Raw genomic sequence first — 25,105 nt, 5'->3', positions numbered from 1 at the left:
AAAATCTTATTTAAACCACAAGGAACTTGCTAACATCCTGTACCATTTAGGTGATTTGCATTAAGTCGATGCCTTCTTATATTCAAATAGAAGAGCAAATAATCACTACTAATGTAGCAAGTGCCATCACGACATAAATCCCTTTATTCCAATCATAAACTCTTTTGCTACCGAAAGACTCAAACGGATAAATAGGGATCATACGATAAATCAATAAATAGATGCCCACTTGCTTGGCAGCAGAAGCAATCATACCCTGACTCCTACTAAAAACTAAGAACGCTGTTAGAATAAGTAAAGCTATCCAGCTTACCAAAGCAGTCATTCCCATTGCTTTTCTAAAAGCTTTCGTTCTTTCATAACGCTCAGGATACCAGTTACCAATCATCGGAAACAGTGACCCAATATTAACGAAAACACAAGTTAAAGTCCCCCCACTAGTAAGCCTAAATGTCCAATGACGCTCTGATGAGCATCTAGTACCTATAAATTCTGTAGTCGTAGTCAATAGCAATAGCATAAGATAGACAACCAAAATTGTTATGTCATATTTTAACCCACGTAGCGAGGTAACACTAAACAACAAGGCATTGATTAAAAAGAAGGCTAAAAGCTGTTTAATGCTATTAGGCGTACTAACTACATTTTCCTGATTTTTTGTTGCCACATAATAATCCATACCAATAGCAAAACAAAATGGGGTAGTAAAATATTGTTTTAGTGCACCTAAAAATCCAAATTGCTTAGCAAGGTTCACAAAACTTGTTCTAGCAAAACCATTTTTTTCGAATAACCCCCAAGACCCTACATTATCATCCTTCACCAGTGCAGTCAGTGCGTCACATCCCTGCTCCCATAAATACTCGGTAGCACCTTTATAAAGCACATTCCCAATTCCTTGATTGTGATAATCACGGTCTACAAAAGCATAATCTACATAGCCAATTTTTCTGCCACCAGCTTTTATAAATTTGTATAGAATAGCCCCTGCAATTTTTCCATCTTTTACAGCAACTAAGGCCTGTTTTGGTTTTGCTACCCATAAGCTTTCTAGCCCAGTAAAAGCTTTTTTACCAATCTTATGAACTGCTTTGGCTTCATCAGCTTGCATTTGACGTATGATGATATTCTCCATTATTTCCCCCCGTATGTGCTTAATATCATAAACAGTCTACGTGTTAAGTCATTAATAAAATGTACTTCATCGTCTCCTTTTAAGTCATCGTCCATCATTATACGAGTACTTTAAGCGCTTCTAAAAGTTTATTATTCTCTTCTGGTGTTCCAGCATTAATACGATAATAAATGCTGCCATCTATCTTCATCTTACGAATATAAATATGTTTTTCTTCTAAGGCTTCAAAAACACCCTCTGGTAAAGTCAGCCATATAAAGTTAGCTTCTGATGGATAAGGCTTAAGTCCTAAATTCCTTAGTCCTTGTTCTAACATCTTTCTATTATCTACAATGCGCCTTGCATTTTCTAAAAAGATGTCACGGTGCTCTATAGCCCATGTTCCTATAGCTTGCGAGAAAATATTCACATTATAAGGTGGTCTAACTGTGTTAATCAGGTTAATCACAGCTTCACAAGCAATGCCATACCCCACTCTGGCCCCAGCTAAGGCATAAGCTTTAGAAAAGGTTTTTAAAACGATAAGATTGTCATAATCATTCACATAAGGAATCATCGAAATTTCTTTTTCACTAAACTCAGCATAAGCTTCATCTACCACTACAAGCCCTTTTGCTACTTCTAAAATACTTCTTATTTCATCTCTAGTAAAAATACAGCCCGTTGGATTGTTAGGATTGCAAAGAAAAATGACTTTAGGCTGCTCCTTGCATACCACTTCTTTAATAGCCGTCACATCATATGTAAAATCTGATTTCAAAGGTACTTTAATCATTTGCCCACTATTGAGCTGAGTAAACTGACTATACATACTAAAGGAGGGATAAGGCATCAATACCTTGTCACCATCTTCTAAAGTACTCCCTAATATACAGTCAATGAGTTCATCTGACCCTACACCACATACCACATTTTCTATCTTTACATCATAGACTTTTGCCACTGCATTTGCTAATTCTAAGCTATCTGTATCGGGGTAACGATTCACTAATAAATCCCCTACACGTTCTTTCATATAAGTCACTAACTCTTCTGGTACGCTATAAGGACTTTCATTAGAATTCAAAATAACCCCTTCTGTCAAATAAGCTGAATGATAAGGTGCCATAGTAGCAAAACGTTCTCTTAAAAATTTAACCATTATTTCACTTCCTCATCTAAACGAACTTGAACTGATAATGCATGAGCAAATAATCTTTCACTTTCTGCAAAACGTACAATTGATTTTCCAATCGGCATTAAGGCTTCTTTTGTAAAAGATAAAATACTGCTTTTTTTAATAAAATCATCTACCCCTAAAGGTGAGAAAAATCTAGCAGTACCATTAGTAGGTAAAACATGATTAGGACCTGCCATATAATCACCTACTGGTTCTGGTGTATAATGGCCTAAGAAAATAGCCCCTGCATTTTTAATACGTGTTAAAACTTCAAAAGGTGCCGTTACTGCTAGTTCTAGGTGTTCTGGTGCAATGGCATTGGCAAGTTCACAGGCACTTTCCATACTAGGCTCAATCACAATGGCACAATAGTTTGCTAAAGAAGCACTTAAAATCTCTTGGCGTGGCATGATTTCATAAAAGCGTGCCACTTCTTTTTGTACTTTTTCTGCTAATGCCTTGCTAGTTGTAATAAGCACTGCTGAAGCTAGCTGATCATGCTCTGCTTGTGATAATAAGTCTGCTGCTACGAAGGTAGGGTTAGCACTTTCATCAGCCACGATTAAAATTTCACTAGGTCCTGCGATCGAATCAATATTCACATAACCAAATACTTCTCTTTTGGCTAAAGTCACATAAATATTGCCTGGCCCTACTATTTTGTCCACCTTTGGAATCGTCTCAGTTCCAAAAGCGAGGGCGGCTATGGCTTGTGCCCCTCCAATTTTATAAACTTCTGTCACCCCTGCAATATAAGCAGCTGCTAACACTTCCTTAGTTAACTGACCATCCTTAGAAGCTGGTGTTACCATCACAATACGCTCTACGCCAGCTACCTTTGCAGGAATCACATTCATTAATACAGAAGAAGGATAAGCTGCCTTACCTCCTGGTACATATACGCCTACTTTTTCTAGAGGTGTGACGCGTTGGCCTAATATTTCACCATTTTCTTTCACATCAATCCATGTGTTTTGTTTTTGCTTTTGATGGAAGCTTTCAATACGCGCTGCTGAAAGTGTAATGGCTTCTTGAAGCTCCGACTCTAAGGTATCATAAGCAGCTTTCATATCTTCTACACTTACCTTGACATTACCTGCATGAATCTCTGGGCAGTCCCACATGGCTGTATATTCGAAAAGAGCAGCATCTTTTTCACTACGTACACGATCTACTATTTTTTTAGCAGCTAAAGCATATTCCCCTGTATCCATATTGCCTCTTACTTCAAGTTTCTTCAAAAAAGCTTCTTTTGCTTCTATGGTTTCTATGATTTGAATCATTTGCGCTCCTCCATTTTCTTTTCAATATCATTTAATAGACGCCTTATCTCACTATGCTTTACTTTTAAACTAGCCGTATTCACAATACAGCGTGCTGATAAAGGTTCGATATCTTCTAATACAACCAAGCCATTCTCTACCAAAGTTTTACCACTCTCTACAATATCAACAATCACATCTGATAAACCTACAATAGGTCCTAGCTCTACTGAGCCATGAAGTTTAATAATTTCTACTGGCCTATTAGTTTTTTCAAAATAGCGCTTAGCAATAGAAGGATACTTTGTGGCAACACGAATGAGACCACCACTTTCTAGAAGTGCCTTTTTCTCTGGCTTACCTGCTACTGCCATTTTACAAGCCCCAAAGCCTAAATCAATCACTTCATAAACAGCTCTATTTTCTTCTAATATCGTGTCTTTTCCTACAATGCCTATATCTGCTACACCATGATCTACATAGGTAGGTACATCAGATGCCTTGGATAAAAAGAAACGATACCGACCATCATCACTTGTAAATAAAAGTTTGCGGCTTTCTTCTTCCATCTCTTTGCAGCTAATACCTAATTCCTTTAATACATCCATTGCTTTTTCTGCTAATCTCCCTTTTGCAAGGGCAAAAGTAATTTGATTCATGTAATTACCCCCTCTCATTCTCCACTCTATAGAGTTCGTTAATAGTTGCTTCCTGAACAGTGCCTTCTGCTAAGTTATACACATCTACTTTATTGTAATCTTTGTAATGAAGTATGCCACCCATACCAACTGCTTTAGCATAAGCCTTTGCTTCTTCAATGTTATCTGTAAAACTATTTTCTATCACCATGCCACTTTCACGATGATGATCACTGACTTCATAACAAATCTTTCTTGTTTGTTTATTAGCTACTACTAACGTACATTTACTATATAGTGGTGTAAGAGGTTTTTGCTTAATCAGGCGCTGCAAAATAGCGTTCATATGCATACCAAACCCTACCGCTGGCAAATCTTTTCCAAACTCTTCAAGCAGATGGTCATAACGTCCACCTTCTACAATAGCTGTTCCAATATAAGGTGTGAACACTTGAAACATCATACCTGTATAATAATTACCATAAGATAATAAGCTGAAATTAAATAAAATAGATTCACTTACACCGTAATCCTCTAGCAGTTCATAGAGCTGCTCCATTTCATCTAAAGCTTTGACTGCTTGAGGGCTATTCATTTTTTTCTTTACACTACGAAGTAAGTCAATATGACCTGCACACTCAATAAGCTCCAATAATAAAGCTAATGTTTCTTCATCTTTAATAGCCTCCTGCAAGACATCTTTAAGTAGTACAGCATTCTTTTGATCGATAGCTTCATAAACCTTCTCAACTGCTTCTTCTCCTAAACCTAAATCACTTAAAGTACATTTTAAAAATTGACTACTACCAATGTGAACAGTAAAGTCTGTTACACCTACTTTCTTTAAAGCAGTAATGGCTAACTTAATGACTTCTGCATCCGCTTCTATACTATTTTTACCAATCAGTTCTACCCCTGCTTGTGTAAACTCATGAAGCTTTCCTTGATAGCGTTCAGGATATCTAAAACTATTGGTCATGTAAGCATATCGCTTTGGCATCATACTTTCTGCTTTTTGCATCCCAATGACTCTTGCTATAGCCCTGGTCATATCACTACGAAGTGCCAACATTTCACCTTGTCTATTCACAAATTTATAAAGACTAGGAGATTGAAACCCTGCTTTTTCGGTTGTAAAAACATTTAAGTATTCAAAGGTAGGTGTTTCTACCCAATGGTAACTATAACCTTCAAAAACCTTTTTGACTTGATCTTGAATTTTCCCTTTTAAAGCTGCTTCTTCTCCTGTATAATCCTTTACACCCTCTGGTATATGCAGTGCATAATTCTTCATTGCTTCCCCTCACTTTACTATGATAAAGTAATAAATTAATAAAGTAAGTATAAACTCATCCTTAATAAAAATCAATATTTTACAAACTATTCATACATTTTTATTGCTTTTTCACACCAATACGAGGCCTTAAGGTAGTCTTTTGGGGCACCTTGCCCATTCAGATATAAATAAGCTAACCAAATCATAGCTGAGGGTTGATCTTTAGCAGCTGCTATTTGATACCATTTGAAGGCTTCTTCATAATTTTGCTCTATATCACTTCCTGTGTGATAGCTATAAGCTACATGGTTAATGGCTTCTATGTCACCTTCTAATGCTGCTTTTAAATAAACTTCAAAGGGTTCATCCCATCCCTTCATATGCGCTTCATAGTAAATATACCCCATATTAAACATGGCTGTATAATGCCCCTGACAAGCTGCTTTTTCATAAAAAAGAATAGCCTTTTCTAAATTTTTTTCTATACCTTTACCTTCATAATACATATTTCCTATATAATTCATGGCTGCTGCACTTCCTAAATCAGCTGCCTTGGTATACCATTTAAAAGCTGTTTCATCATCTTTTAAAATGCCTTGTCCCATATAATAAATATTTCCTAGAACTAACATCGCTTCTACGTGCCCCATAGCTGCAGCTTTCTCATACCATTTAATGGCTTCCTTACTATTTCTTTGTACCCCTTCTCCATTATAATAACTGTGTGCTTTGTGTAAAATGGTACTTAAACTATCAGACAAATGTGGTTCTTCACGCGTGTTAATGATACTTGCTGCTTCACCTAACTTTTCACCTAATAATTTATCTTGACTAAAAACTGTATCATTACCCTTTTCCTTTTTAATAAAACCCATCCACAACTCTACTGCCGCTTCTGCTAGAGAACGATCCATCATTCCCTCTTCATGAAGGATGCGAATACATTCATGTCTTTCTAATAAATACTGCTTCGTATCACACTGACTTAAGCGCTTATAAATACCAAATGCCATGCTTTGTGCTAAAAGATAATGCTGCGTTTTTTCAAAAGGAAAGTAATCTTTTATAAAAGCTAATAGCCTTTTAGGCTGATTAAAAAGCTCTTCTCCATAAGTTTTTTTTAATATTAATAATTGATTAATGATTTGTTTTTGCATGTTCCTCCCCCCTCATAGGATTTTGATAAATAACAGCTAAAGTAATATCATCCCCACTTCCCTTACTTGATGCTTCATTTAACCAAACCGGCAGTTTTTCCTCTAACAAAGTACTATCATAATGTTTCAGTAGTTCTAAATAGTCTTTTCCAATTCTTAAGAAATCCTTTTCACTAGTAAAACTATTGGCATACCCATCTGTACTCATTAGAAACAAACAAGGTGATTGATGAGTAGCAATAGGGATTAGTTTGTGTTTAAAATAACGCCAGCATTCTTTCTGGCACAAAGAATAAGTTTCTATTCCATATTGCTGCTCTGCTAGAATAAGACGTTTCGTTTCACCTTTTTCATCTACTTGTAATAAATCGCCATCTCCTATCTGCAAAGCAAAAACAAAGTCTGGCATCACCCATAAAATAATAAGGGTACTACCATAAAGCTTCCACATTTGTTCTGCTTTAGGATAATCCCCTCTTTCTTTCTGTTGGTGATGATACTGTATTTGTTCTTTCCACTCTTTCTCAATTGCCCTAGGTAATTGTACTTCCTTAATACTTTGTAATAAACTGTATAAGGAAGATTCATCATTTTGCCATATAAGTATTTCTATAACGGCAAGGGCTACTGATACTGCTATTTCAGCCCCTTCATCACTATAAGGACAGGCACTACTCCCATGTCCATCTGCTATAGCACAAACAAAGCTGTTAGGTGAAAAAAAGTTAGTTTTAATGGCATCTTGGCAAGGCATCTGTTTTATGATATGAGATGCCCCTGTCACACACCCTTTAATCATCTCCCATCTCATAGGCTCTACCAAACATCTAAAGCATCATCAGTAGTTACTGTAGGTAAGGTAGCTAAATCTATAGGCATACTTGTAGCAAAAGTATTTTTAGCTATCTGACTATGAGGACTAGAAACTTGTTTCGTCACGGTAGATGCCCACTTAATGTATTTGATTAATGCACTTGGATTATTAGCTTCTAAAACGGGCATTTCTGGTTGATCTACAAAACGTGCAAGTACTTCTTTATCTGCATCATTACCAATGGCAATGGCTAATTTCACAGCTTTCTTTCCCCAAGGTAAACTTAAAAGTTGATTAAGAGCTGCTTCATAAGTATCTGTAGGCTGTCCATCTGATAGTAATACAAGTACTGGTGGTAATGCACGCTCCGGCATAGGTGGCATTTCTAATTGACCAGCTACTAATTCTAATGCTTTACCTAAATCTGTTAATCCTCCTGCCTCTACATCTATCCACTCAAAATCTTGTACTGGTGTGGGTGATGCAATATGCCACTTAGCACCTTCTGAAAAGGTAATGGCTCTTATATAAAGCTGAGCATTCGGATTCTCCTCAGCGGCAGCTCTCATATCAGGAATAGTTTGTTTAATCGCATAATTAAGTGATTGTATTTTTTCTCCCATCATAGAGCCAGAGCAATCGACTAACCATATAAAATGTAATGGCCTAGCTGCCATTTCTCCACCTGGTCTTTTTAAACCTTCTATCATATTCTCCTTTTTAGTGAAATAACTTTCACTAAATCCTCCTCTCCCTTATTTCTTAATCTATTTTGACATACTTTTATTTGATAAAACCTAATGTATTGCTTATACCGAAATCAATAACCGTCCCTGTTAATAGTGTCATACTTTTACCTGGTGCTACGACTCTGCTACTACCCTCTAAAGTCGTTACCTGCCAGCTTTTAGTACTTCTATTTTGAACACCCCATTTATTAGGATCCTGTGGATGCCTAATTACTCTCGCTATTTCCGTATCAAAGTCAAAATCCTGATAAAAATGGTGTGCATAAATAATCGTTTCAGGGTTTAATACAATAGCTCTTTGTCCTAAAAGTAATACAGCACCTGCTTCTACTATTTGATCACAACACCAACAAATAGGGCTCACTCCTAAATGGCTTTTGTCTTCATAAAAATTTTCAGCGCCACAATGAAGGCAGTGAACAATGCTGTCTTCTAAACGCTTAAACCCACGTTTCCACTGATTCTCTACGATTCGTTTACTTGGCGTATGTATTCCTTCTGTAAAAGCCACTATAAAAAGGTCTTTAATAAAATCAGGATATAAGCGCCAATAAATAATGGCATTATCTTGGTAACCTGCAATAGGCCTATTAGATAAATCTGTAGGATCCCAGATAAAAACTGGTTTTTGCCCATAAAGTACTTCCTTAGCTCTTATATCTAAACATTTAATACTAGCTTCTGTTGCACCTTCTAAAGGGTGATGTAACATAAACATATAAAATAACAAAACAGCTAATGAAAATAAATCTGTTTCTGTCGTAGGCCCTTTTTCACCTCTTACAATCTCTGGTGCCATAAACCCTAAAGTCCCCTGTACACTATCTGCACTGGCACCATTAATCACAACATTATCATTGTCACATACTAATACCTCCCCTGTATCTGGTCTTATAAAAGCATTTCCAAAAGAAATATCACAGTAGCTATACCCTAAGGAATGTAGCTTTTGAAAACAATCAGCTAGCTCATATCCTGCCCTACATAATGCTTTAAAAGTAGGTTCAGCTTTACGTTTCATTAAATCAACAATACTTTTATAAACATTAGGCCTTAACGCCATAATATAACCAAAGGTCTCACTTGTTTTAATAAAATCCATGGGCCATAAAAAACGTTCATCCGGTTTACCATTATGTACAAGACGTACTAGCGTCTCTTCCTGCTTAGGTGTGGCCATATGAGGATGATACCACTTTAAAGCATAATGCTTATTTCCAGCCGTCACCTCATAAACTTCTCCTTGTCCTCCACTTCCTAATAACTTTAAGATACGATAGGAAATGCCCAAGGTAGAAGTCATTACTTTCCCTTCTTGTAGCATAGATAAGGTCACTATCCTTCCCCCTATTTCTCATTTTTACTACATTATACTATAATCATTTTATTTTTTACAATTTATTAATAAATAATGTAAATAATTTTACTTTTTAATTATTTTATTTAGATATAGAAAGAAGGGATTTTAACCATTGATTCATCGTTAAAATCCCTTCTTTCTTACTCTCTATATTCCATTATCCGCTTTAAATTATAGTAAATCCTTATAGTTACCGTAGCCTTCCTCATCCATTTTAGACTTTGGAATAAAGCGTAGTGCTGCAGAATTAATACAATAACGTAATCCACCTAATTCTACAGGACCATCTTCAAACACATGTCCTAAATGAGAGTTAGCTGAAGTACTCCTTACTTCTATTCTGTTCATGCCATGACTCGTATCCCCTTTATCATATACCGCACTTTCTATGATGGGCTTTGCAAAGGCAGGCCAGCCACAACCTGAGTCAAATTTATCTTTTGAACTAAATAAAGGCTTTCCACTTACTACATCTACATAAATTCCTTCTTCGAAATGATTAAAGTATTCATTTTGAAAAGGTGGCTCAGTGCCTTGCTCTTGTGTCACCTGATACTGGATAGTGGATAATTGCTTTCGTAGCTCCTCCTTACTTAAAGAAGGACGATAATTATTTTCTTCAAGAAAACGCTTCCTACCTGATCCCTTATAATAAAGTCCATATCTAAAAGGATTCTTCTTATAATAATCTTGATGCTCCTCTTCCGCAGGATAAAAAGCCATAGCCGGCTTGATAGGCACTGCAATAGGCTTATTAAACCAACCACTAGCTTCTAGCTTATCAATATAGCTTTGTGCCAAAGCTTTTTGCATTTCATCATGGTAAAAAATAGCTGTATGATACGTCTCTCCTCTATCTCCAAATTGTCCGTCTGGATCAGTAGGGTCAATGCTTCTAAAAAAGATTTCTAGTAATTCCTCATAGCTTATCTTCTCTTCATCATAAATAATTTCTACAGCCTCAACATGCCCCGTTTGTTTAGAGCATACTTCTTCATAAGTAGGATGAGGTTGATGTCCTCCTGTATACCCTACTTGGATGGCTTTTATCCCAGGCCATTCATCAAAAGGCTTTACCATACACCAAAAACATCCACCTGCAAAGGTGGCTTTTGCATTATGATTCATACCATCACCTCTTTCTATACGTAGTATAACCTCGTTATATTATCAGGATACCATGTCATACAATCTTATTTATATTCAACTAAAAATTATGATATTGCTACTTTTTATTTTATACCTTTGTTTAAAATAAAAAAAGACTTAATCATAAATATAAAAAATAACGGATTTTGTACTACTTTCCCACACTGTTTGTATAGCTAAAGCCCGTGTAATCTCTGCAACGGGTACAAAAGTACGTCCATTTTTAGCTTCTGGAGGGGCTGACATGGTATAAGTCTTACCATCTATTTTCATTATTTTGCTTCCTAGCTGTAATGTAATGGTTTGGTTAGCTTTAATAGTTACTGTTTTAGTAGTAGGATGCCATAAAATGCACTCTCCTCCAATACCTATCGCATCCGCTACATACTTGATAGGTAGCATAGTTCTACCATTAGAGATATAGGGTGTGGCATCCATAGATTTATTAGTACTTCCTATTGTATAATGACTCTTACCAATAGTAAATTTTATAGGTGTTACCATGACTGGCGGTGGTGTAGGTATAACTTCATTTTCCTCTGCTACTTTAAGAAAATCTCCTTGCCAAATAGCATCTAGGCTTTGATCTGTGGCTAATTCAGAAAAACCAGTTCCCCCTATTTGTAACTTATAATTTCCTGAAGCAATGGTTTGGTCTGCTGTTAAGGTAAAGTGACTTATTGTAATAATAGAAGCCTCATTGGATCGTCTAACAATAGGTATCTCTAGTCTATTAGATTGCCATACCGGCGTTCCTAAACGTATATCTCCTTCTGTTACCGTGATTTGTGGTAGCTTTGTAAATTTCATCCTACTTTCTTCAAACTGTAATATAATAGTTTTACCTTGAGCTATTTCTTCCGGCGCTAATTCTTGGATTTCAATTTTACCACCCACCTGATCTTTAAAGCCTATACGAACCTCAAAAGGTTCTACTTCTACCTGAAAAGGTGTGTTAACTGCTAATACCTTGGCTGTTAGTGTTTTTATAAGCGATCTTCCTTCTACTACAAGTTCGATATTTCCTTGTGTGCCATGAGGTATCATTAATGTCACCTGAAAATCATAACGACTCGCTTCCTTTGGTAATTGCTGTACTTCAAAACCTATAACTAGGTTTCCTTTTTTTATAGGTTCGCATACCATTACCTCTCCATTCATAGTCACTTCTACCTTGCCTTGAGTATTCGTTTCTAAACTCACACCATTTCCAAATTCAAAATAAGTTACTCTCTCTTTCACCAAAGAATCTGCTACTTTTTCTACTAAAGCAAACTGAACTTCTTGCTTTGTTCCGGAGTATACCTTTTTACTCTTCACTTCTAAGTCAACTGTGTAATCCATTATCTCTAGTACATCTACAGTAGCTTCTTGAATAAGGTCTCCTTTAGCTTTTACTGCTAGCTTTCCTTGAAAGTTATTATGATTTTCTTCTATAATCTTAATACCTGATAAAATGAAACCTCCTGTATATTTAGCCTGGCTTATATCGGGTAAAAGGACTTCTAGAGTCTGTCCGTCTATCTGCTTAATGGCATCAGCTCCACTATTAATCCCCTCGAAGCCCTTTATTCCTATAAGCTGAGGTGTACTCGTATTTATATCAAATGAAAAACCTTGATGACTTAACTGAAGTTCAATAACCCCTTGTTTCCCTTGATTCATTGCCTTTGAAAAGGCTTTAGAAAAAGGCTCTTCAATCCATAGATCTGCCATTTCACCTTCTTTTACTGCTGTTGGTATTTGATGAGTACTCACTTTTCCTCTATAATTCATAGCTGTTGCAACATGATATCTCCCTGATGTCACAGCTGTATTATTACTTATAATTTCTACAAAACTTATTTCATCCACCATTTGAAGGGCCATAGGAATTCGTATACTTGTTCCTCTTTCTAGCCTGGCTCCTTGAATCTTAATCTGCAACATACTACCTATCAATTTTGTTTCTAGCGATGCTTCTGATGCTGCACCTATTAACGTACTTATGTATGGCTCATCTAACCATTTAGCTCCTGAAAGTTGTAAATAAAATAAATCGCCTACTTCTAACTCATCTACTAAGTCAATAATCAATTCTGGCGCATCTTCTGCAGAAATAACTTCCTGCTCCATAACCGTTATGACCTTATTAATACGGTTCCAAGAAGCCCCACGAGAGAAATGAGGTACTAGACTTATAATCATTATAATAATCAAGCAATACGCTAATTTTTGTTTCTTGTTCATTAGACTACTCCTTTTAGCCCCTATATCTATCTCTTTTATTATAAAAATTAAAAAAGAGCCTTGCAACAAGGCTCTTTTAATTTACATTATTTTACTATTTTCTTTAAGGTTAACGTTTTCTTTAAATAAAGGATGTCTGACTAATTGAATAATTAGAGGGATTACCATTAATACCCATACAATAGGTTCAGCTACAATAATACCCATATAGCCTAGAGAAGGTACTAGCAAAATAACAACAAGTACTTTTCCGATAAGTTCAATAAAACTTGAGAAAATAGGTGTTGTATGATCTCCTAACCCTTGAAGTGCATTTCGAAAAACTGCAATCATAGCAGTTACAAAATAAAGTAATGTATCTACTCGCAAGTAAAGAGTGGCTGTTTCTATCACCTCAACTTCTTTACTTGCTGTTACCATTTGAATCAGTAAAGGCGATAAAGTATAGCTGATGATAATAACCACCACACACCAGCCCCATGCTGCTAAAATAACCTGTTTTATACCTATTTTGATACGCTGGATTTCTCCTGCCCCTCTATTTTGCCCACAATAGGTTGCTATAGTCATGCCTAACACACTAAAAGGCAACATTAACATTTCTGTAATTTTACGGGCACCCGTATGAGCTACAATGATATTGGTACTGAAAGTATTAATAGCACTTTGCAGGGCTACGGTTCCAAGTGAAACTAAAGACTGCATCATCCCCATGGATAATCCCGATTTTAATAATAGTACCATACGTGATTTTTGAGGCCTAAAATCACTCCACCTTAAATGAAGCATTGGATAGCGTTTCACTATATAAATAAAACATAAGATGGCAGCTATACTCTGTGAAATAACCGTAGCATAAGCTGCTCCTGCCACGCCTTGATTCATAGGCCCTACTAACAAGTAGTCAAGCCCTATATTCATTAATGCAGATAACACAAGAAAATAAAGTGGTGTAATGGCATCGCCTATAGCACGAAGTACACTGGCACAAACATTATAAAGCATGGCAGCCATCATTCCTAATAAAATAACTCTTATGTAAAGAATACCTTGTAACATGAGTTCATCTTTCATATTAAGCAATCTTAAAATGGGTTCCAATAAACCTACACTAACTATGGTTAAAATAATAGCGGTGATCATCCCTAAACTTAATGTACCTGCTACGCTTTTTCTAAGTGCCTCAAAATCTCCTGCTCCAAAATCTCTTGCTACAATAATAGCAAATCCATTGGTTAGACCAATTAAAAAGCCAATGATTAAATTATTAAGTGTACTGGTAGCACCCACTGCCGCTAATGCTTGTTCTCCTAAAATCTCTCCTACAATTCTTATATCTACCAAACTATAAAAAAGCTGCACTAAATTACCAATAAAAATAGGAATAGCAAACTGTAAGATAAGCTTTCCTGGATTTCCTTTTGTTAAGTCTTTCATATCATATTCTCCTATATGTATTTGATACGTCACACAATAAAAACACTCTATCTAGAAGTAACCCTCTAAATAGAGCCTGTAGATGTTTTTATTAATGGAGATGAGGGGACTTGAACCCCTTACCTCTTGAATGCCATTCAAGCGCTCTCCCAGATGAGCTACACCCCCTTAATATTAGCTTTATTTTACCTTATTTTTCTAGGCTATTCAATCTTATTTTTCTATTTATCTTACAAGCCATTTTTTCTGTAATAAGTTGGACAGAAAGCATGATTTTATGCTTTCTGTCCTTATGTACAACTTTCTTTTATGTCTAGTACTTACTAACGACTATAATATTTTTTTATAACCTGTTCAGCTGGTTTTCCATATAACGCATAGCCTTTGTCTTTTGCTGCTTCTTTTAAATCATATTGCTTCCATGGCCAATCCCACATAGCAAAACCAGATACCCAAGAGCGTTTTGAGCAAGCTTTAAACATAGCTTCATACCAAGCTGCTTGTTCTTCTAAAGCTACTTCTCCTGTTTTTCCCCAATCATTAGGGACTTCTGAAGAATGAGCCGTAGACATACAACCTGCTTCTGCAAAGAAAAATGGTTTTTGGAAATGTTTTACTACCTTTTCAATACGATCTAATTCCTTTTCCCAATCTTCAAGAGGGTAGTACCCACTAGAAGAGATAACATCTACTGCATCCCACCAAGTCACGTTATCTTCTTGATATTTATCCGTGTTATAGGATACAAGGCCATGATAAACCTGCTTAATGTCATCAATAAGCTTACGCCACTCGTCTGCTCTTCTCTCACTCATGACCATTTCACAGCCTGCAATCATCATCTCACAGCCTTCTTCTTGTGCAATACATGCATAATGTACCTGAAAATCTGTATAAGACTTAAACCAATTATGCCATTTAGGTTCACAATGAACATCTTTATCAAAGAAATTAATGTGTGCTCTCCAAGTACCATTTTTACAATTGGTTGTAGGCTTTAAAGCCACTTTAAGACCCAATGATTTTGCAAAACGAATCATCTCTCTTAATTCTTCATCTGATACATTAGCCTTAGACTTAAAATCAATCACCTCTGACTGCGCTGTATCTTGAAGGCCATTAGGCACTAAAATAATAAAATTAGCACCTGTTCTTTCTTGTAAACTTTTTAAACTTTGTTTTGCCTTCTCATTTGCAAAACTCCCTTGAGCCGCAAAAGGTGCAAATGTTATACCTTTAATAAATTCCATCTTCTGTCTCCTTTTACCCTTTTCTCTTATTATAGATTTTATGATAAGCAGACTATATAATAATCTCATATTAAAATTGTACAAATCTATTTTTAGGAGTCAAACATGCATTACTTATTTGAGTTCAATGATAAACGTTACACTTGGTATGAAGCTTTTTTATTTGATGCGGCTAAAGATGTTTTACCTATTCGCGCCCACTGGCATTACTTTATGGAAATGATTTTTATACTAGAAGGTACTGCCCTCATTAATTGTGAGCAGCATACTTATGTATTAGAATCTGGTGACCTTATTTTATTCCATCCCAAAATGATTCATGCTATTTCTGCTACTACACCTTCGCCTTTAAAGTATGGTGTTTTAAAGTTCGATATTCATAAGCTTCAACCTTCCTCTACTTTTGGCCCAGATTTAGCTTCTATTTTTCAAGCTGCTAAAACAGATGTTCATACTTGTGTCTTCTTTTCTGCTGAACAGTTAAAAAGCTTTCCGATGAAGGAAATTTTTCTAACTTGCATTCATGAAACTCAGACTAAAGACTTTGGTTATGATTTACTTATTTATGCAAAGCTTACTTCTTTACTGATTGCCATTGCACGTTTTTGGCGCAAGAATGACTTTAATACAGACCTTGTCCTTACCAAAAACAATACCTATGACTCTATTGATACCATTACTGAATATATTGACGCTCACTCTAGTGAACCTTTAAAAGTGGAAGACCTAGCTAAACAATGTCATATGAGCTATTCTCATTTTGCTAAACAATTTAAAGTACTCTATGGACAATCTTGTAAAGAATACATAGCCTTTATTCGTGTTTGTAAAGCAGAGGACTTATTACGTTTCACTGATTTCGACTTAGCCTTTATTAGCCAAGAAACTGGCTTTTCTGATTGTAGCCACCTGATTAAGACTTTCAAAAAGTATAAAGGTGTTACGCCAAAACAATTTCGTATGAATGGCATATAAAATAAGCAGACTTCATTTTAAGTCTGCTTATTTTATACAAATCTTATAAAATGGCTTCTATAGTAATCTGTTTATGGATAGATAAATTGATATACTCATTTCCTATTTGAATAATAGGATGTGATAAATCATTTTTATTAATCATTACAATGTTACCCTCTTGCCCATTACTTAATCTAACAGGTTTATTAATATAGGTTTCAGTTATACGCTCTAGAAATAAAAGTAAATATTTGGGATCATATTTTTCAAATCCTTCATCTATAAGTGCTTCTACAACTTTAAATGGACACATTCCTTTTCTATAAATACGATTAGCTGTCATTGCATCGTATACATCTATAATGGTTACAATCTTTGCAAAATCATCGATTTGTTCACCTTTTAATCCTTTAGGATATCCTGTCCCATCACATTTCTCATGATGCATACAGGCTGCTGCTTTAATACGTTCGTCAATAGCTTGCTTTTCTAATATCTTATAGCCTTTTACAGGATGCTCTTTAATCACATCAAATTCTTCTTTTGTAAGCCTTCCAGGTTTTGTAATTATTTCTTGCGGAATATCCACCTTACCAACATCATGTAATAGCCCGCATAAGCTCAAAACTTGCATATCCTCTTCACTTAATCCTAACCATCTTCCCATAATATGACACATTAATGCCACATTGACACTATGTGTATAGGTTAAATCATCATAACTGCGCATACAATACATCATATCCAATAACTGGATATTATTATCTGCTTTTTTAAACAAGTTATCAACTTCTGCAACTAATGTTTGTACATCAAGTGCTTCGTCTGTATGAGCTACATGAGATAGTGTGCTTTTTAGATTTTCTGTAGTAGCTAACATCCCTTGATCGAATACTTTAAAGGCTTCCGTCTCTTTAATAGCTTCAGTCGAGGTTGCTATAGGCATCGCTGCTTTTTCTTCAATATCTATATACTCTACTAAATACTCTTTTAGTAATTGCTGAACCCTTGGTGTTATCGTAGTTTGTCTTGGAATAAGTAAAACACCATTATGTTTATAAATAGGTTTATCTATAACCATCCCCACCTGTATTTGTTCAATACCTATTCTTGTGCTCATATCGTCTCCCCAGTTTCATTTTTTCTTATAATTATTTAGTCACTTATGATTTTTTTTAATCTACCTCTTTATTAAAATACCATTTCTAATATGAACTTTTCAAGCTTTTAGGCATAAACGGTCATTTTTTAGCTTAATTGGTCGTTTTTAGCTAATCAATTATTAAAATACATCATTTTATTTTTTGCACCACCATTGTTCTACCCCATCAATCATAATAAATAGCATAAATCCTAATAAACCTAATATTAAGATACCACCATACATAGCTAAATAATTCATTCGACTCCAACTATCTTGGATATAATAACCTAACCCATGCTGTGTTCCGTAGTTTTCAGCAAAAAATAAAACAGATAAAGTAGTCCCTACTGATAACCTAAGATGCGTTAAAATATCAGGAAGTACTGCTGGTAAAGTGACATGGTAAAACATTTGCCCTTTACTCGCTCCTAAACTTCTCATGCTATGATAAAGGCCTGCATCAATCTGCTGAACACTCCCTCTTACTGCTACAATGACCTGAAAAACTGTAATCAGCACAATAAGCGTAATCTTTGAATGATCTCCTAAACCAAACAAAATCATTAGAATAGGGAGTAATGCAGTTTTAGGAATAGGATAAGTAAAATAGATTAACGGATTTAAAAGACGGTTAATAACAGGTGAAGTACCCATTAATAGCCCAATCATTACGCCTATTAACGTAGAAATCAATAGCCCCCAAAAAATTCTTTGAAGACTTGCCCCTATATGTTCTAGCATAGGCCCCCCTATAATTTGTGGTAAATAGCCATAGACTTTTGTCGGCACTGGTAAAGCTGGTGTTTTTAACCAAATGGCTCCCAAATACCATATAAGATTAAAGAATAAGAAACCTTGTAAAAATAATAAACCTTTCTTTTGCTTCATCAGCTTCTCCCCCTTTTAATTTGTTCTTTAATTTGATGATAAAGCACTTTAAATTCTTCTCTTTCTCTAAAATGTGCATCTGCAAAAAGAGGGTTTTCCCATATAGCATTTACTGTTCCATTTTGATGCATGACAAGAATCTTATTTCCCATATAAAGTGCTTCTTCGATACTATGTGTTACGATTAAAGTCGTACAATGATGCACTCTCCAAACTTTCAAAAAGATTTCTTCTGCCTCTTCTTTCATAATGGCATCTAAAGCTGAAAAAGGTTCATCCATTAATAATAATTCTGGTGAAAAAGCAAAAGCTCTAGCAAGGGCTACTCTTTGACGCTGTCCACCACTCAAAGCACTTGGATACCGTTTCGTTAACTGCTTAAGCTCTAAAGTCTCTAATACTTCTTCAAGATGCGCTTTTCTTTCTTCTGTCAGTTTCATCTTTTTAATGCGAAATGGTAAAGTACAATTTTCATATACTGTTTTCCAAGGTAAAAGACCATAACCTTGAGGAATATAGCCAATGCGCTGCTTTTGATAATTAAAGCTTTCTCCCTTCATTAAAAGACTTCCTTCATAAGGTGTTATGCCTGCTAACGCTTTAATAAAAGTAGACTTTCCACATCCCGAAGGACCTATAATGGCAATAATCTCTCCTGGGTCTAGTGTTAAATCAATCGGTCCTAATGCCCTTTCAAAAATTTTATTGTTTTTATATTTCACTACTAAATCCCTTACCTCAATCATGTTGTATTCACCTCTCTTTAATTCTTTATTTTAACATGAGATTATCTCTAAACATCACACTAAAAGAGGCATTGCACTAACTAAGTACAACACCTCTTTACTAGTTGCTATTACTGAATAACACCAATGTCACTTACTGCATCTGCTGGTTCAAGCGCAATTGTTAAAAGTCCCTTATCTTCACACCAATCAAATACATCTTCTACTTCCTCTAAAGGAGGTAATTGATTTTTTCTAAATACAGGTGCAATAATATTACCTCGCATCTCTTCTGGATAACCAATGGTTGTAATAATCACATCTTCGTAAGCTTTTACATCTGTTGTATTAATGTAATCGACACCCTTATTGTAAGCTGTATAAAAGGCTTTAATAGCATTTGTTTTTTCATCAATAACAGATTGCTTAAATGCTGTAACAGAAGGGTACATACCACTATCCACATCTACCTTTTCAATCATTTTACCACCATTTGCAATGGCTGTATCAGAAAAAGGACTTGGCATAATGGCAGCATCTATTTCTCCATTATTAAGCATTTCAAGTCTTGTTGGCATTGCTGGAATAGCTACTTTTTCTACTGCTGCTTCAGACACATCATATTTATCTAATAGTTGGTCTAATGTATATTCAATGACTGTGTTTTCTGAAATAGCCACTTTTTTACCCACTAAATCAGCTACTTGATTAATACCACTATTGGCACCTGCTACTAAGACAAACTCGCCATCTGTCATGCCAGTAATTTTCATATCAATCCCTGCATTTTGATAAATAGCAATGGCAATCTGATCACAAATAACCCCATCAATTTGGCCTGCTTGAAGCGCTGCATCACGATCTTTAGCAGCTTTAAAAAATTCTAACTTTACATCTACTCCTGCTTCCTCAAAATACCCCTTCTCCTCTGCCATAATAATGGGTAGTGCTGAAATCGAACTAATAAGTCCTAAAGAAAGACTTTCTTTTTCAGCTCCTGCTTCTGATGGTGATGGACTGGCTTCTGGAATGGGCGCTTTTGCATTACATCCTACCATGACTACACTTACTATGAAACATAATAATACACTTAATTTCTTTTTCATCTTCATTCTCTTTCCTTTCATCAAGTCGTTATCTATTGTGGGTTAATGATCTGTCCATTTTTGAAATAGCTGATGATGGATTCCTAAATGATCTAGCACTTTACCTACTACAAAATCTATAGCTTCTTCTAAAGATTTGGGTTTGTGATAAAAACCTGGCATGGCTGGTAAAATACTAACATCCATCTTAGCTAGTTTTAACATATTTTCTAAATGAATAGCATTTAAAGGGGTCTCTCTTGGTACTAAAATAAGTGGTCTTTTTTCCTTAAGTGCTACATCTGCCGCACGTACCAGAAGATTTTTAGATAGACCATAAGCTATCTCACCTAAAGTTCCCATAGAACAAGGCATTACAATCATGGCATCAAAGCCATAAGAACCACTAGCAATTCCTGCAAACAAATTATCGTTTTCTTCTAAAATAAGCTGATGGTACTGCTTTCTAAGCTTTTCCATATAAGACTTAAACTCTAAGTCTAGCTCATAAGCAAATACTTTTTCAGCTGTAGCAGTCGCAATCACATGAATCTCCAAATCTAACCTTAGTAGTTCTTCAATTAATCTTTTAGCATAAATACTACCACTAGCACCTGTTATACCTACCACAATTCTTTTCATATACGCTCCTTTATTATCAAATGAATGATCTTATAATACTGTAGCTAGTACGCCGCATATAAGAAATACAATGCTAATAACTTGATTAATCTGGTAAGAGGCAATTTTAACATTCGTAAGATTATCTGGTGATACCAGCTTGTGTTCAATGATAAATAAAATACCAATAACAAGCATCCCTATTTCATAAATAACATTTAATTGCTTACTCATTAGTCCTATTGCCACTAGTATAACCCAAGCCAAAGCATGAAATACTCTGGCAATCATTAAAGCTTTTCTCACACCAAATCGTGCTGGAATAGAATGAATACCATGAGCTTTATCAAACTCATAATCTTGCGCACCATAAATAACGTCAAAACCAGCTACCCATAAAGTATTAGCAGCCCCCATCAGTAGAGGTAGTAAACTGATTTTTCCAGTCACTGCAAGCCATGCTCCTACAGGTGCTGCTGCAGAAGTAATACCTAATACTAGATGGCAAGCCCATGTAAAACGTTTGGTATATGAATAAATGGTCATTAAGAAAATAGCTAATGGTGATAGGATGAAACATAAAGTATTCAGCTGTAATGCGCCTAATACCATCACCATAAAACAAATCATCGTAAAAATAATAACTTCCTTTTTATTCATAAGTCCACTAGGGATTTGTCTATTAGCTGTTCTAGCATTTTTAGCATCTATTTCTGCATCAATGACTCTATTAATGGCATTAGCACCTGTTCTAGCCCCCATAAAGGCTACCAAAATCCAAAACATAGTATCAAGCGAAGGTAAGCCTTCTGCAGCTAATAACATGGCAATAAGTGCAAAAGATAATGAAAAAATAGTGTGTGAAAACATCACTAATGTGGCATAATCATTGACTTTATTCTTTATTTTTTTAATGATTTTTATCAATTTTATAGGCCTCCCAATTATTTGTTACATATGTTTTAACGGCCTCACTCATAACAATATCATCTGGCCAGATACGTTCATGTCCTTCTGAAGCTAGTTTTTTAGTCGCATCAATTACCACTCTTACATCATCTGTAGCTATTTCTTGTACCGTTATATCTCGTTTGGCATCAATATTATTAAAGAGTTTCCAACATACAATGGATACTTTATCTACTGGAATATCCGCATCTACTAAAATGAGAACCTTAGATTCTACCTTTGGCGCTTTTAAAAAGGCTTCTGTCAGGCCTTTAGCTGCGCTGCCATCGGTTTTATGAATAGCTACTACAGTATACCCTTTTAAAATACCATTTGTTAAAACTGCTCCTTCTTGAATCACCTCTTTAAAATCAGCTAGGTCAAATGGGACGCATGCTTTAACTGGCTCTTTTTCATGCCATGAACTTGTGCAACCTTCAGATGGCCATTTACGAGTAGCATCAACACCTAAACGATAGCCGTAATGAGACATTGGCGATGCATGATCCAGTGCATCTAGTGGCCCTGGTGAAAAGATCATATCTAGCTTTGGCCTTGTATTCTTAAGAATACAACTTGCTACGGCTTCATAGTCACTTGGTTTGATATCCTCATCTACTACAATGACCATTTTGGTATACATCATTTGTCCCATTCCCCATGCGGTATTCATCACTTTTTTAGCATGTGCTGGAAAACGTTTTTTAATAGACATAATGACACAGCCATGAAAAACACCTTCTAACGGAAAATCCATGTCCACTACTTCTGGACTGATCATACGAAGCAATGGTAAAAACAAACGCTCTGTTGCTTTTCCTATATAGCAATCTTCCATAGGTGGTTGCCCTACAATAGTCGCTGGATAAACGGGGTTTTTCTTATGGGTAATACAAGTCACATGAAAAACTGGATAATCATCTTCTAAGGAATAATAACCCGTATGATCACCAAATGGTCCTTCTCTTCTTGGCTGTTCATTAACGTCTACATAACCTTCAATGACAAACTCAGCTTCAGCTGGCACATAAATATCACTGGTAATGGATTTTACCATTTTAACTGGCATTTTTCTAAGATACCCTGCAAACATCATCTCATCTATCATTTTAGGCAGAGGTGCTGTTGCTGCATAAGTAATGGCTGGGTCACCTCCCAAAACCACTGATACCGGCATCTTACCTCCACGCTTTTTATAGCTTTCATAAATTTCACGACCATCTTTATGCCAATGCCAGTGTATCCCTGTGGTATTCTTATCAAACACTTGCATACGATACATGCCCATATTTTGCACACCTGTTTCTGGGTCTTTTGTAATGACCAATGGCAAGGTAAAAAAGGGTCCGCCATCTTGAGGCCAACAATGAAGCACTGGCAATTTTGTTAAATCCGGCTCGGTTTCAATCACTTCTTGACAGCTTCCTTTGGTAGGGAGCTTAATTGGAAAAACAGAAGCCAGCCGGCTTAAACGTGGTGCTGATTTAGCTAAGTTCATAATGCCCATGTAATTGGTCATATCCAGAAATCTTGCTAAATCTTCTTCTAAAGTCTTAAAGTTTTTAGCACTTAACGCCATACTCATACGCTCATAAGTTCCCATGGCATTAATAAGTACAGGGTAAGGAGAGCCTTTTACTTTTTCAAATAGTAAAGCAGGCCCATAAGCCTTAGAAACACGGTCCGTAATCTCCGTAATTTCCAAATAAGAATCTACTTCTTTTTTAACTCTTACAAGTTGTCCTTCTTCCTCTAGCTTTTTAATAAAGCTTTGTAAATTTTTATAACTCATTATTTGTCCCCACTTCTCTAGTCGTTGTATAAAGCGGCTTTATTTATTGCTATTCCAGCTAAAATGCTATCTAATGCATCTAATAAATCCTTGACATTCTCTGGCGTAATCACTAATGGTGGCTGAAAGGCTAAGACATTTCTTTCTAAGCCATTTTTACCTAAAATAATGCCACATTCTTTTAAAGCTTCTAATATATCATCTACCAGTTCTGGTGCTGCCATTCCATTTAAGTGACGTACTTCTACGCCTACCATAAGTCCCATACCTCTTACATCTGCTAAAATAGGATACTTTTCTTGAAGTTGTTTTAGTCCCTGCATCAATTGTTTTCCTAAGGTTTCTGCACGCTGACATAAGTCATATTTTTCAATATAATCTAGCACTGCTAAAGCCGTGGTACTACAAACCGGATTACCTCCTAAAGTAGAAGCGGATGGTTTATTAAAGGCCATAGCAATCTTTTCATTGGTGCAAGCTGCTGATATAGGCATACCATTACCTAGTGCTTTAGCTACTGTTAAAATATCTGGTACCACCTCATAATGTGAAATAGCAAAAAGCTTTCCTGTACGTGCAAAGCCAGTTTGCACTTCATCTATAATAAGTAAAATATCATTGGCTTCTAAAAGTGCTTTAAGTGCCTTAAAATAGTGAGGTGGTGGTGTAATAATCCCACCATTACCTTGAATAGGTTCCATAATAAGTGCTGCAATATTATCTTTGCCTCTCATCTCAATGATTTTTCTAATACTTTCTAAAGACTTCTTAGCTGCTGTTTCTATGTCTTCACCATAAATAAATGTATTTTCTGCAAAATGAACGGCATCAGATAAATAAGGATCACTTCGCCACATAGGTATCGCCGTAGTACTCATGGTTAAATGTGTTCGCCCATGGAGACCATTTTTTATAGCAATAAACTCTTTTTTCCCTGTATAAAGTCTAGTCATTAATAAAGCTGTTTCGTTAGCTTCAGAACCTGTACAGCAGAAAAAAGAACGACATATATCACCTGGTAAAAGTCCACTTAAGCGTCTTGCTAATTCTCCCATTTGCTCTGTTAAATAAATAATACTAGTGTGCTGTAATGTACGCATTTGAGCAATAGCTGGTTCAATAATTTCCGGATTACAATGACCACAGTTCATTACCGAAACACCTGAAAAAAAGTCTAAATACTTTTTGCCCGTATCATCATATAAATACTGCATCTCACCTTTTACGATTACTGGTGGCTCTTTGTAAAAATGATTCCAGCTAGGTGGACACAAATAATTTTGTTTATTTTCAATCACTTGCTCCTTTAATGAATCCATTTTATTTTCCT

The 25,105-nt window shown here is 35.8% G+C and carries 22 protein-coding genes and 1 tRNA gene; 1 reads left to right on the top strand and 22 read right to left on the bottom strand.

All coding sequences use genetic code 11. The features are described from left to right. Positions 1-82: 82 nt before the first annotated feature. The 14 genes from QTL86_RS04895 to QTL86_RS04830 form a co-directional block, all read right to left on the bottom strand. Positions 83-1,135, bottom strand: coding sequence for a GNAT family N-acetyltransferase (locus QTL86_RS04895; protein WP_410496694.1), 1,053 nt, complete (start codon positions 1,133-1,135; stop codon positions 83-85). 97 nt (positions 1,136-1,232) lie between these two features. Further along, on the bottom strand, positions 1,233-2,276 hold the full coding sequence (gene hisC / locus QTL86_RS04890) for a histidinol-phosphate transaminase (protein ID WP_410496693.1): 1,044 nt from the start codon (positions 2,274-2,276) through the stop codon (positions 1,233-1,235). Further along, a complete protein-coding gene (gene hisD, locus QTL86_RS04885) occupies positions 2,276-3,577 on the bottom strand; it encodes a histidinol dehydrogenase (RefSeq protein ID WP_410496692.1) in 1,302 nt (433 codons plus the stop codon). The genes hisC and hisD overlap by 1 nt, the downstream gene beginning before the upstream one ends. Beyond that, positions 3,574-4,215 carry an ATP phosphoribosyltransferase gene (gene hisG, locus QTL86_RS04880; RefSeq protein WP_410496691.1) on the bottom strand — a complete coding sequence of 214 codons (642 nt, stop codon included), beginning with the start codon at positions 4,213-4,215 and terminating at the stop codon, positions 3,574-3,576. The genes hisD and hisG overlap by 4 nt, the downstream gene beginning before the upstream one ends. A 4-nt stretch (positions 4,216-4,219) precedes the next feature. Beyond that, the gene (hisZ, locus tag QTL86_RS04875) at positions 4,220-5,488 is read right to left on the bottom strand and encodes an ATP phosphoribosyltransferase regulatory subunit (RefSeq protein WP_410496689.1); all 1,269 of its coding nucleotides are present in this window, start codon (positions 5,486-5,488) and stop codon (positions 4,220-4,222) included. Between the two features lie 86 nt (positions 5,489-5,574). After that, on the bottom strand, positions 5,575-6,627 hold the full coding sequence (locus QTL86_RS04870) for a tetratricopeptide repeat protein (protein ID WP_410496687.1): 1,053 nt from the start codon (positions 6,625-6,627) through the stop codon (positions 5,575-5,577). Continuing rightward, a complete protein-coding gene (locus tag QTL86_RS04865) occupies positions 6,608-7,438 on the bottom strand; it encodes a PP2C family serine/threonine-protein phosphatase (protein WP_410496685.1) in 831 nt (276 codons plus the stop codon). Before QTL86_RS04865 ends, QTL86_RS04870 begins: the two co-directional genes overlap by 20 nt. A gap of 5 nt (positions 7,439-7,443) precedes the next feature. Then, positions 7,444-8,151, bottom strand: a complete 708-nt coding sequence (locus tag QTL86_RS04860; protein WP_013657493.1) for a vWA domain-containing protein — start codon at positions 8,149-8,151, stop codon at positions 7,444-7,446. A gap of 73 nt (positions 8,152-8,224) precedes the next feature. Then, entirely contained in the window at positions 8,225-9,526 is a 1,302-nt protein-coding gene (locus QTL86_RS04855) for a protein kinase domain-containing protein (protein ID WP_410496683.1), read from the bottom strand. Positions 9,527-9,721: 195 nt separating this feature from the next. Continuing rightward, positions 9,722-10,678, bottom strand: a complete 957-nt coding sequence (msrB, locus tag QTL86_RS04850) for a peptide-methionine (R)-S-oxide reductase MsrB (RefSeq protein WP_013657495.1) — start codon at positions 10,676-10,678, stop codon at positions 9,722-9,724. A gap of 138 nt (positions 10,679-10,816) precedes the next feature. Beyond that, on the bottom strand, positions 10,817-12,928 hold the full coding sequence (locus tag QTL86_RS04845) for a copper amine oxidase N-terminal domain-containing protein (protein ID WP_410496681.1): 2,112 nt from the start codon (positions 12,926-12,928) through the stop codon (positions 10,817-10,819). Between the two features lie 81 nt (positions 12,929-13,009). Further along, positions 13,010-14,365 (bottom strand): MATE family efflux transporter, encoded by a 1,356-nt coding sequence (locus QTL86_RS04840; RefSeq protein WP_410496680.1) that lies wholly within the window; start codon positions 14,363-14,365, stop codon positions 13,010-13,012. A 95-nt stretch (positions 14,366-14,460) separates the two neighbouring features. Then, a tRNA-Ala gene (locus QTL86_RS04835) sits at positions 14,461-14,533 on the bottom strand. A gap of 155 nt (positions 14,534-14,688) precedes the next feature. Further along, positions 14,689-15,615 (bottom strand): glycoside hydrolase family 113, encoded by a 927-nt coding sequence (locus QTL86_RS04830; RefSeq protein ID WP_410496679.1) that lies wholly within the window; start codon positions 15,613-15,615, stop codon positions 14,689-14,691. 105 nt (positions 15,616-15,720) lie between these two features. On the opposite strand from QTL86_RS04830, the gene QTL86_RS04825 reads away from it, so the two are divergent. After that, positions 15,721-16,590 carry an AraC family transcriptional regulator gene (locus QTL86_RS04825; RefSeq protein ID WP_127066934.1) on the top strand — a complete coding sequence of 290 codons (870 nt, stop codon included), beginning with the start codon at positions 15,721-15,723 and terminating at the stop codon, positions 16,588-16,590. 43 nt (positions 16,591-16,633) lie between these two features. Here QTL86_RS04825 and QTL86_RS04820 read toward each other — a convergent pair whose 3' ends face one another. From QTL86_RS04820 to QTL86_RS04785, 8 genes are all read right to left on the bottom strand, one after another. Continuing rightward, entirely contained in the window at positions 16,634-17,692 is a 1,059-nt protein-coding gene (locus QTL86_RS04820) for an HD-GYP domain-containing protein (RefSeq protein ID WP_410496678.1), read from the bottom strand. A gap of 177 nt (positions 17,693-17,869) precedes the next feature. Then, positions 17,870-18,604, bottom strand: a complete 735-nt coding sequence (locus QTL86_RS04815; protein WP_127066936.1) for an ABC transporter permease — start codon at positions 18,602-18,604, stop codon at positions 17,870-17,872. After that, complete coding sequence (locus tag QTL86_RS04810) at positions 18,604-19,350, bottom strand: ABC transporter ATP-binding protein (protein ID WP_410496676.1); 747 nt, start codon at positions 19,348-19,350, stop codon at positions 18,604-18,606. The genes QTL86_RS04815 and QTL86_RS04810 overlap by 1 nt, the downstream gene beginning before the upstream one ends. 110 nt (positions 19,351-19,460) lie before the next feature. Further along, the gene (locus tag QTL86_RS04805) at positions 19,461-20,435 is read right to left on the bottom strand and encodes an ABC transporter substrate-binding protein (RefSeq protein ID WP_410496675.1); all 975 of its coding nucleotides are present in this window, start codon (positions 20,433-20,435) and stop codon (positions 19,461-19,463) included. Between the two features lie 42 nt (positions 20,436-20,477). Beyond that, on the bottom strand, positions 20,478-21,056 hold the full coding sequence (locus QTL86_RS04800) for a UbiX family flavin prenyltransferase (RefSeq protein ID WP_410496674.1): 579 nt from the start codon (positions 21,054-21,056) through the stop codon (positions 20,478-20,480). A 30-nt stretch (positions 21,057-21,086) separates the two neighbouring features. Further along, positions 21,087-21,962 carry a UbiA-like polyprenyltransferase gene (locus QTL86_RS04795; protein WP_207669745.1) on the bottom strand — a complete coding sequence of 292 codons (876 nt, stop codon included), beginning with the start codon at positions 21,960-21,962 and terminating at the stop codon, positions 21,087-21,089. After that, positions 21,946-23,775: a menaquinone biosynthesis decarboxylase gene (locus QTL86_RS04790; protein WP_410496673.1), complete on the bottom strand. Its 1,830-nt coding sequence runs from the start codon at positions 23,773-23,775 to the stop codon at positions 21,946-21,948. The genes QTL86_RS04795 and QTL86_RS04790 overlap by 17 nt, the downstream gene beginning before the upstream one ends. A gap of 17 nt (positions 23,776-23,792) precedes the next feature. Beyond that, complete coding sequence (locus QTL86_RS04785; RefSeq protein ID WP_410496672.1) at positions 23,793-25,094, bottom strand: aspartate aminotransferase family protein; 1,302 nt, start codon at positions 25,092-25,094, stop codon at positions 23,793-23,795. Positions 25,095-25,105 lie beyond the last annotated feature (11 nt).

The organism is Cellulosilyticum sp. ST5 (assembly GCF_046529625.1).
GTDB lineage: Bacteria > Bacillota > Clostridia > Lachnospirales > Cellulosilyticaceae > Cellulosilyticum > Cellulosilyticum lentocellum.
This window is presented reverse-complemented; position numbering and strand designations above follow the sequence as displayed.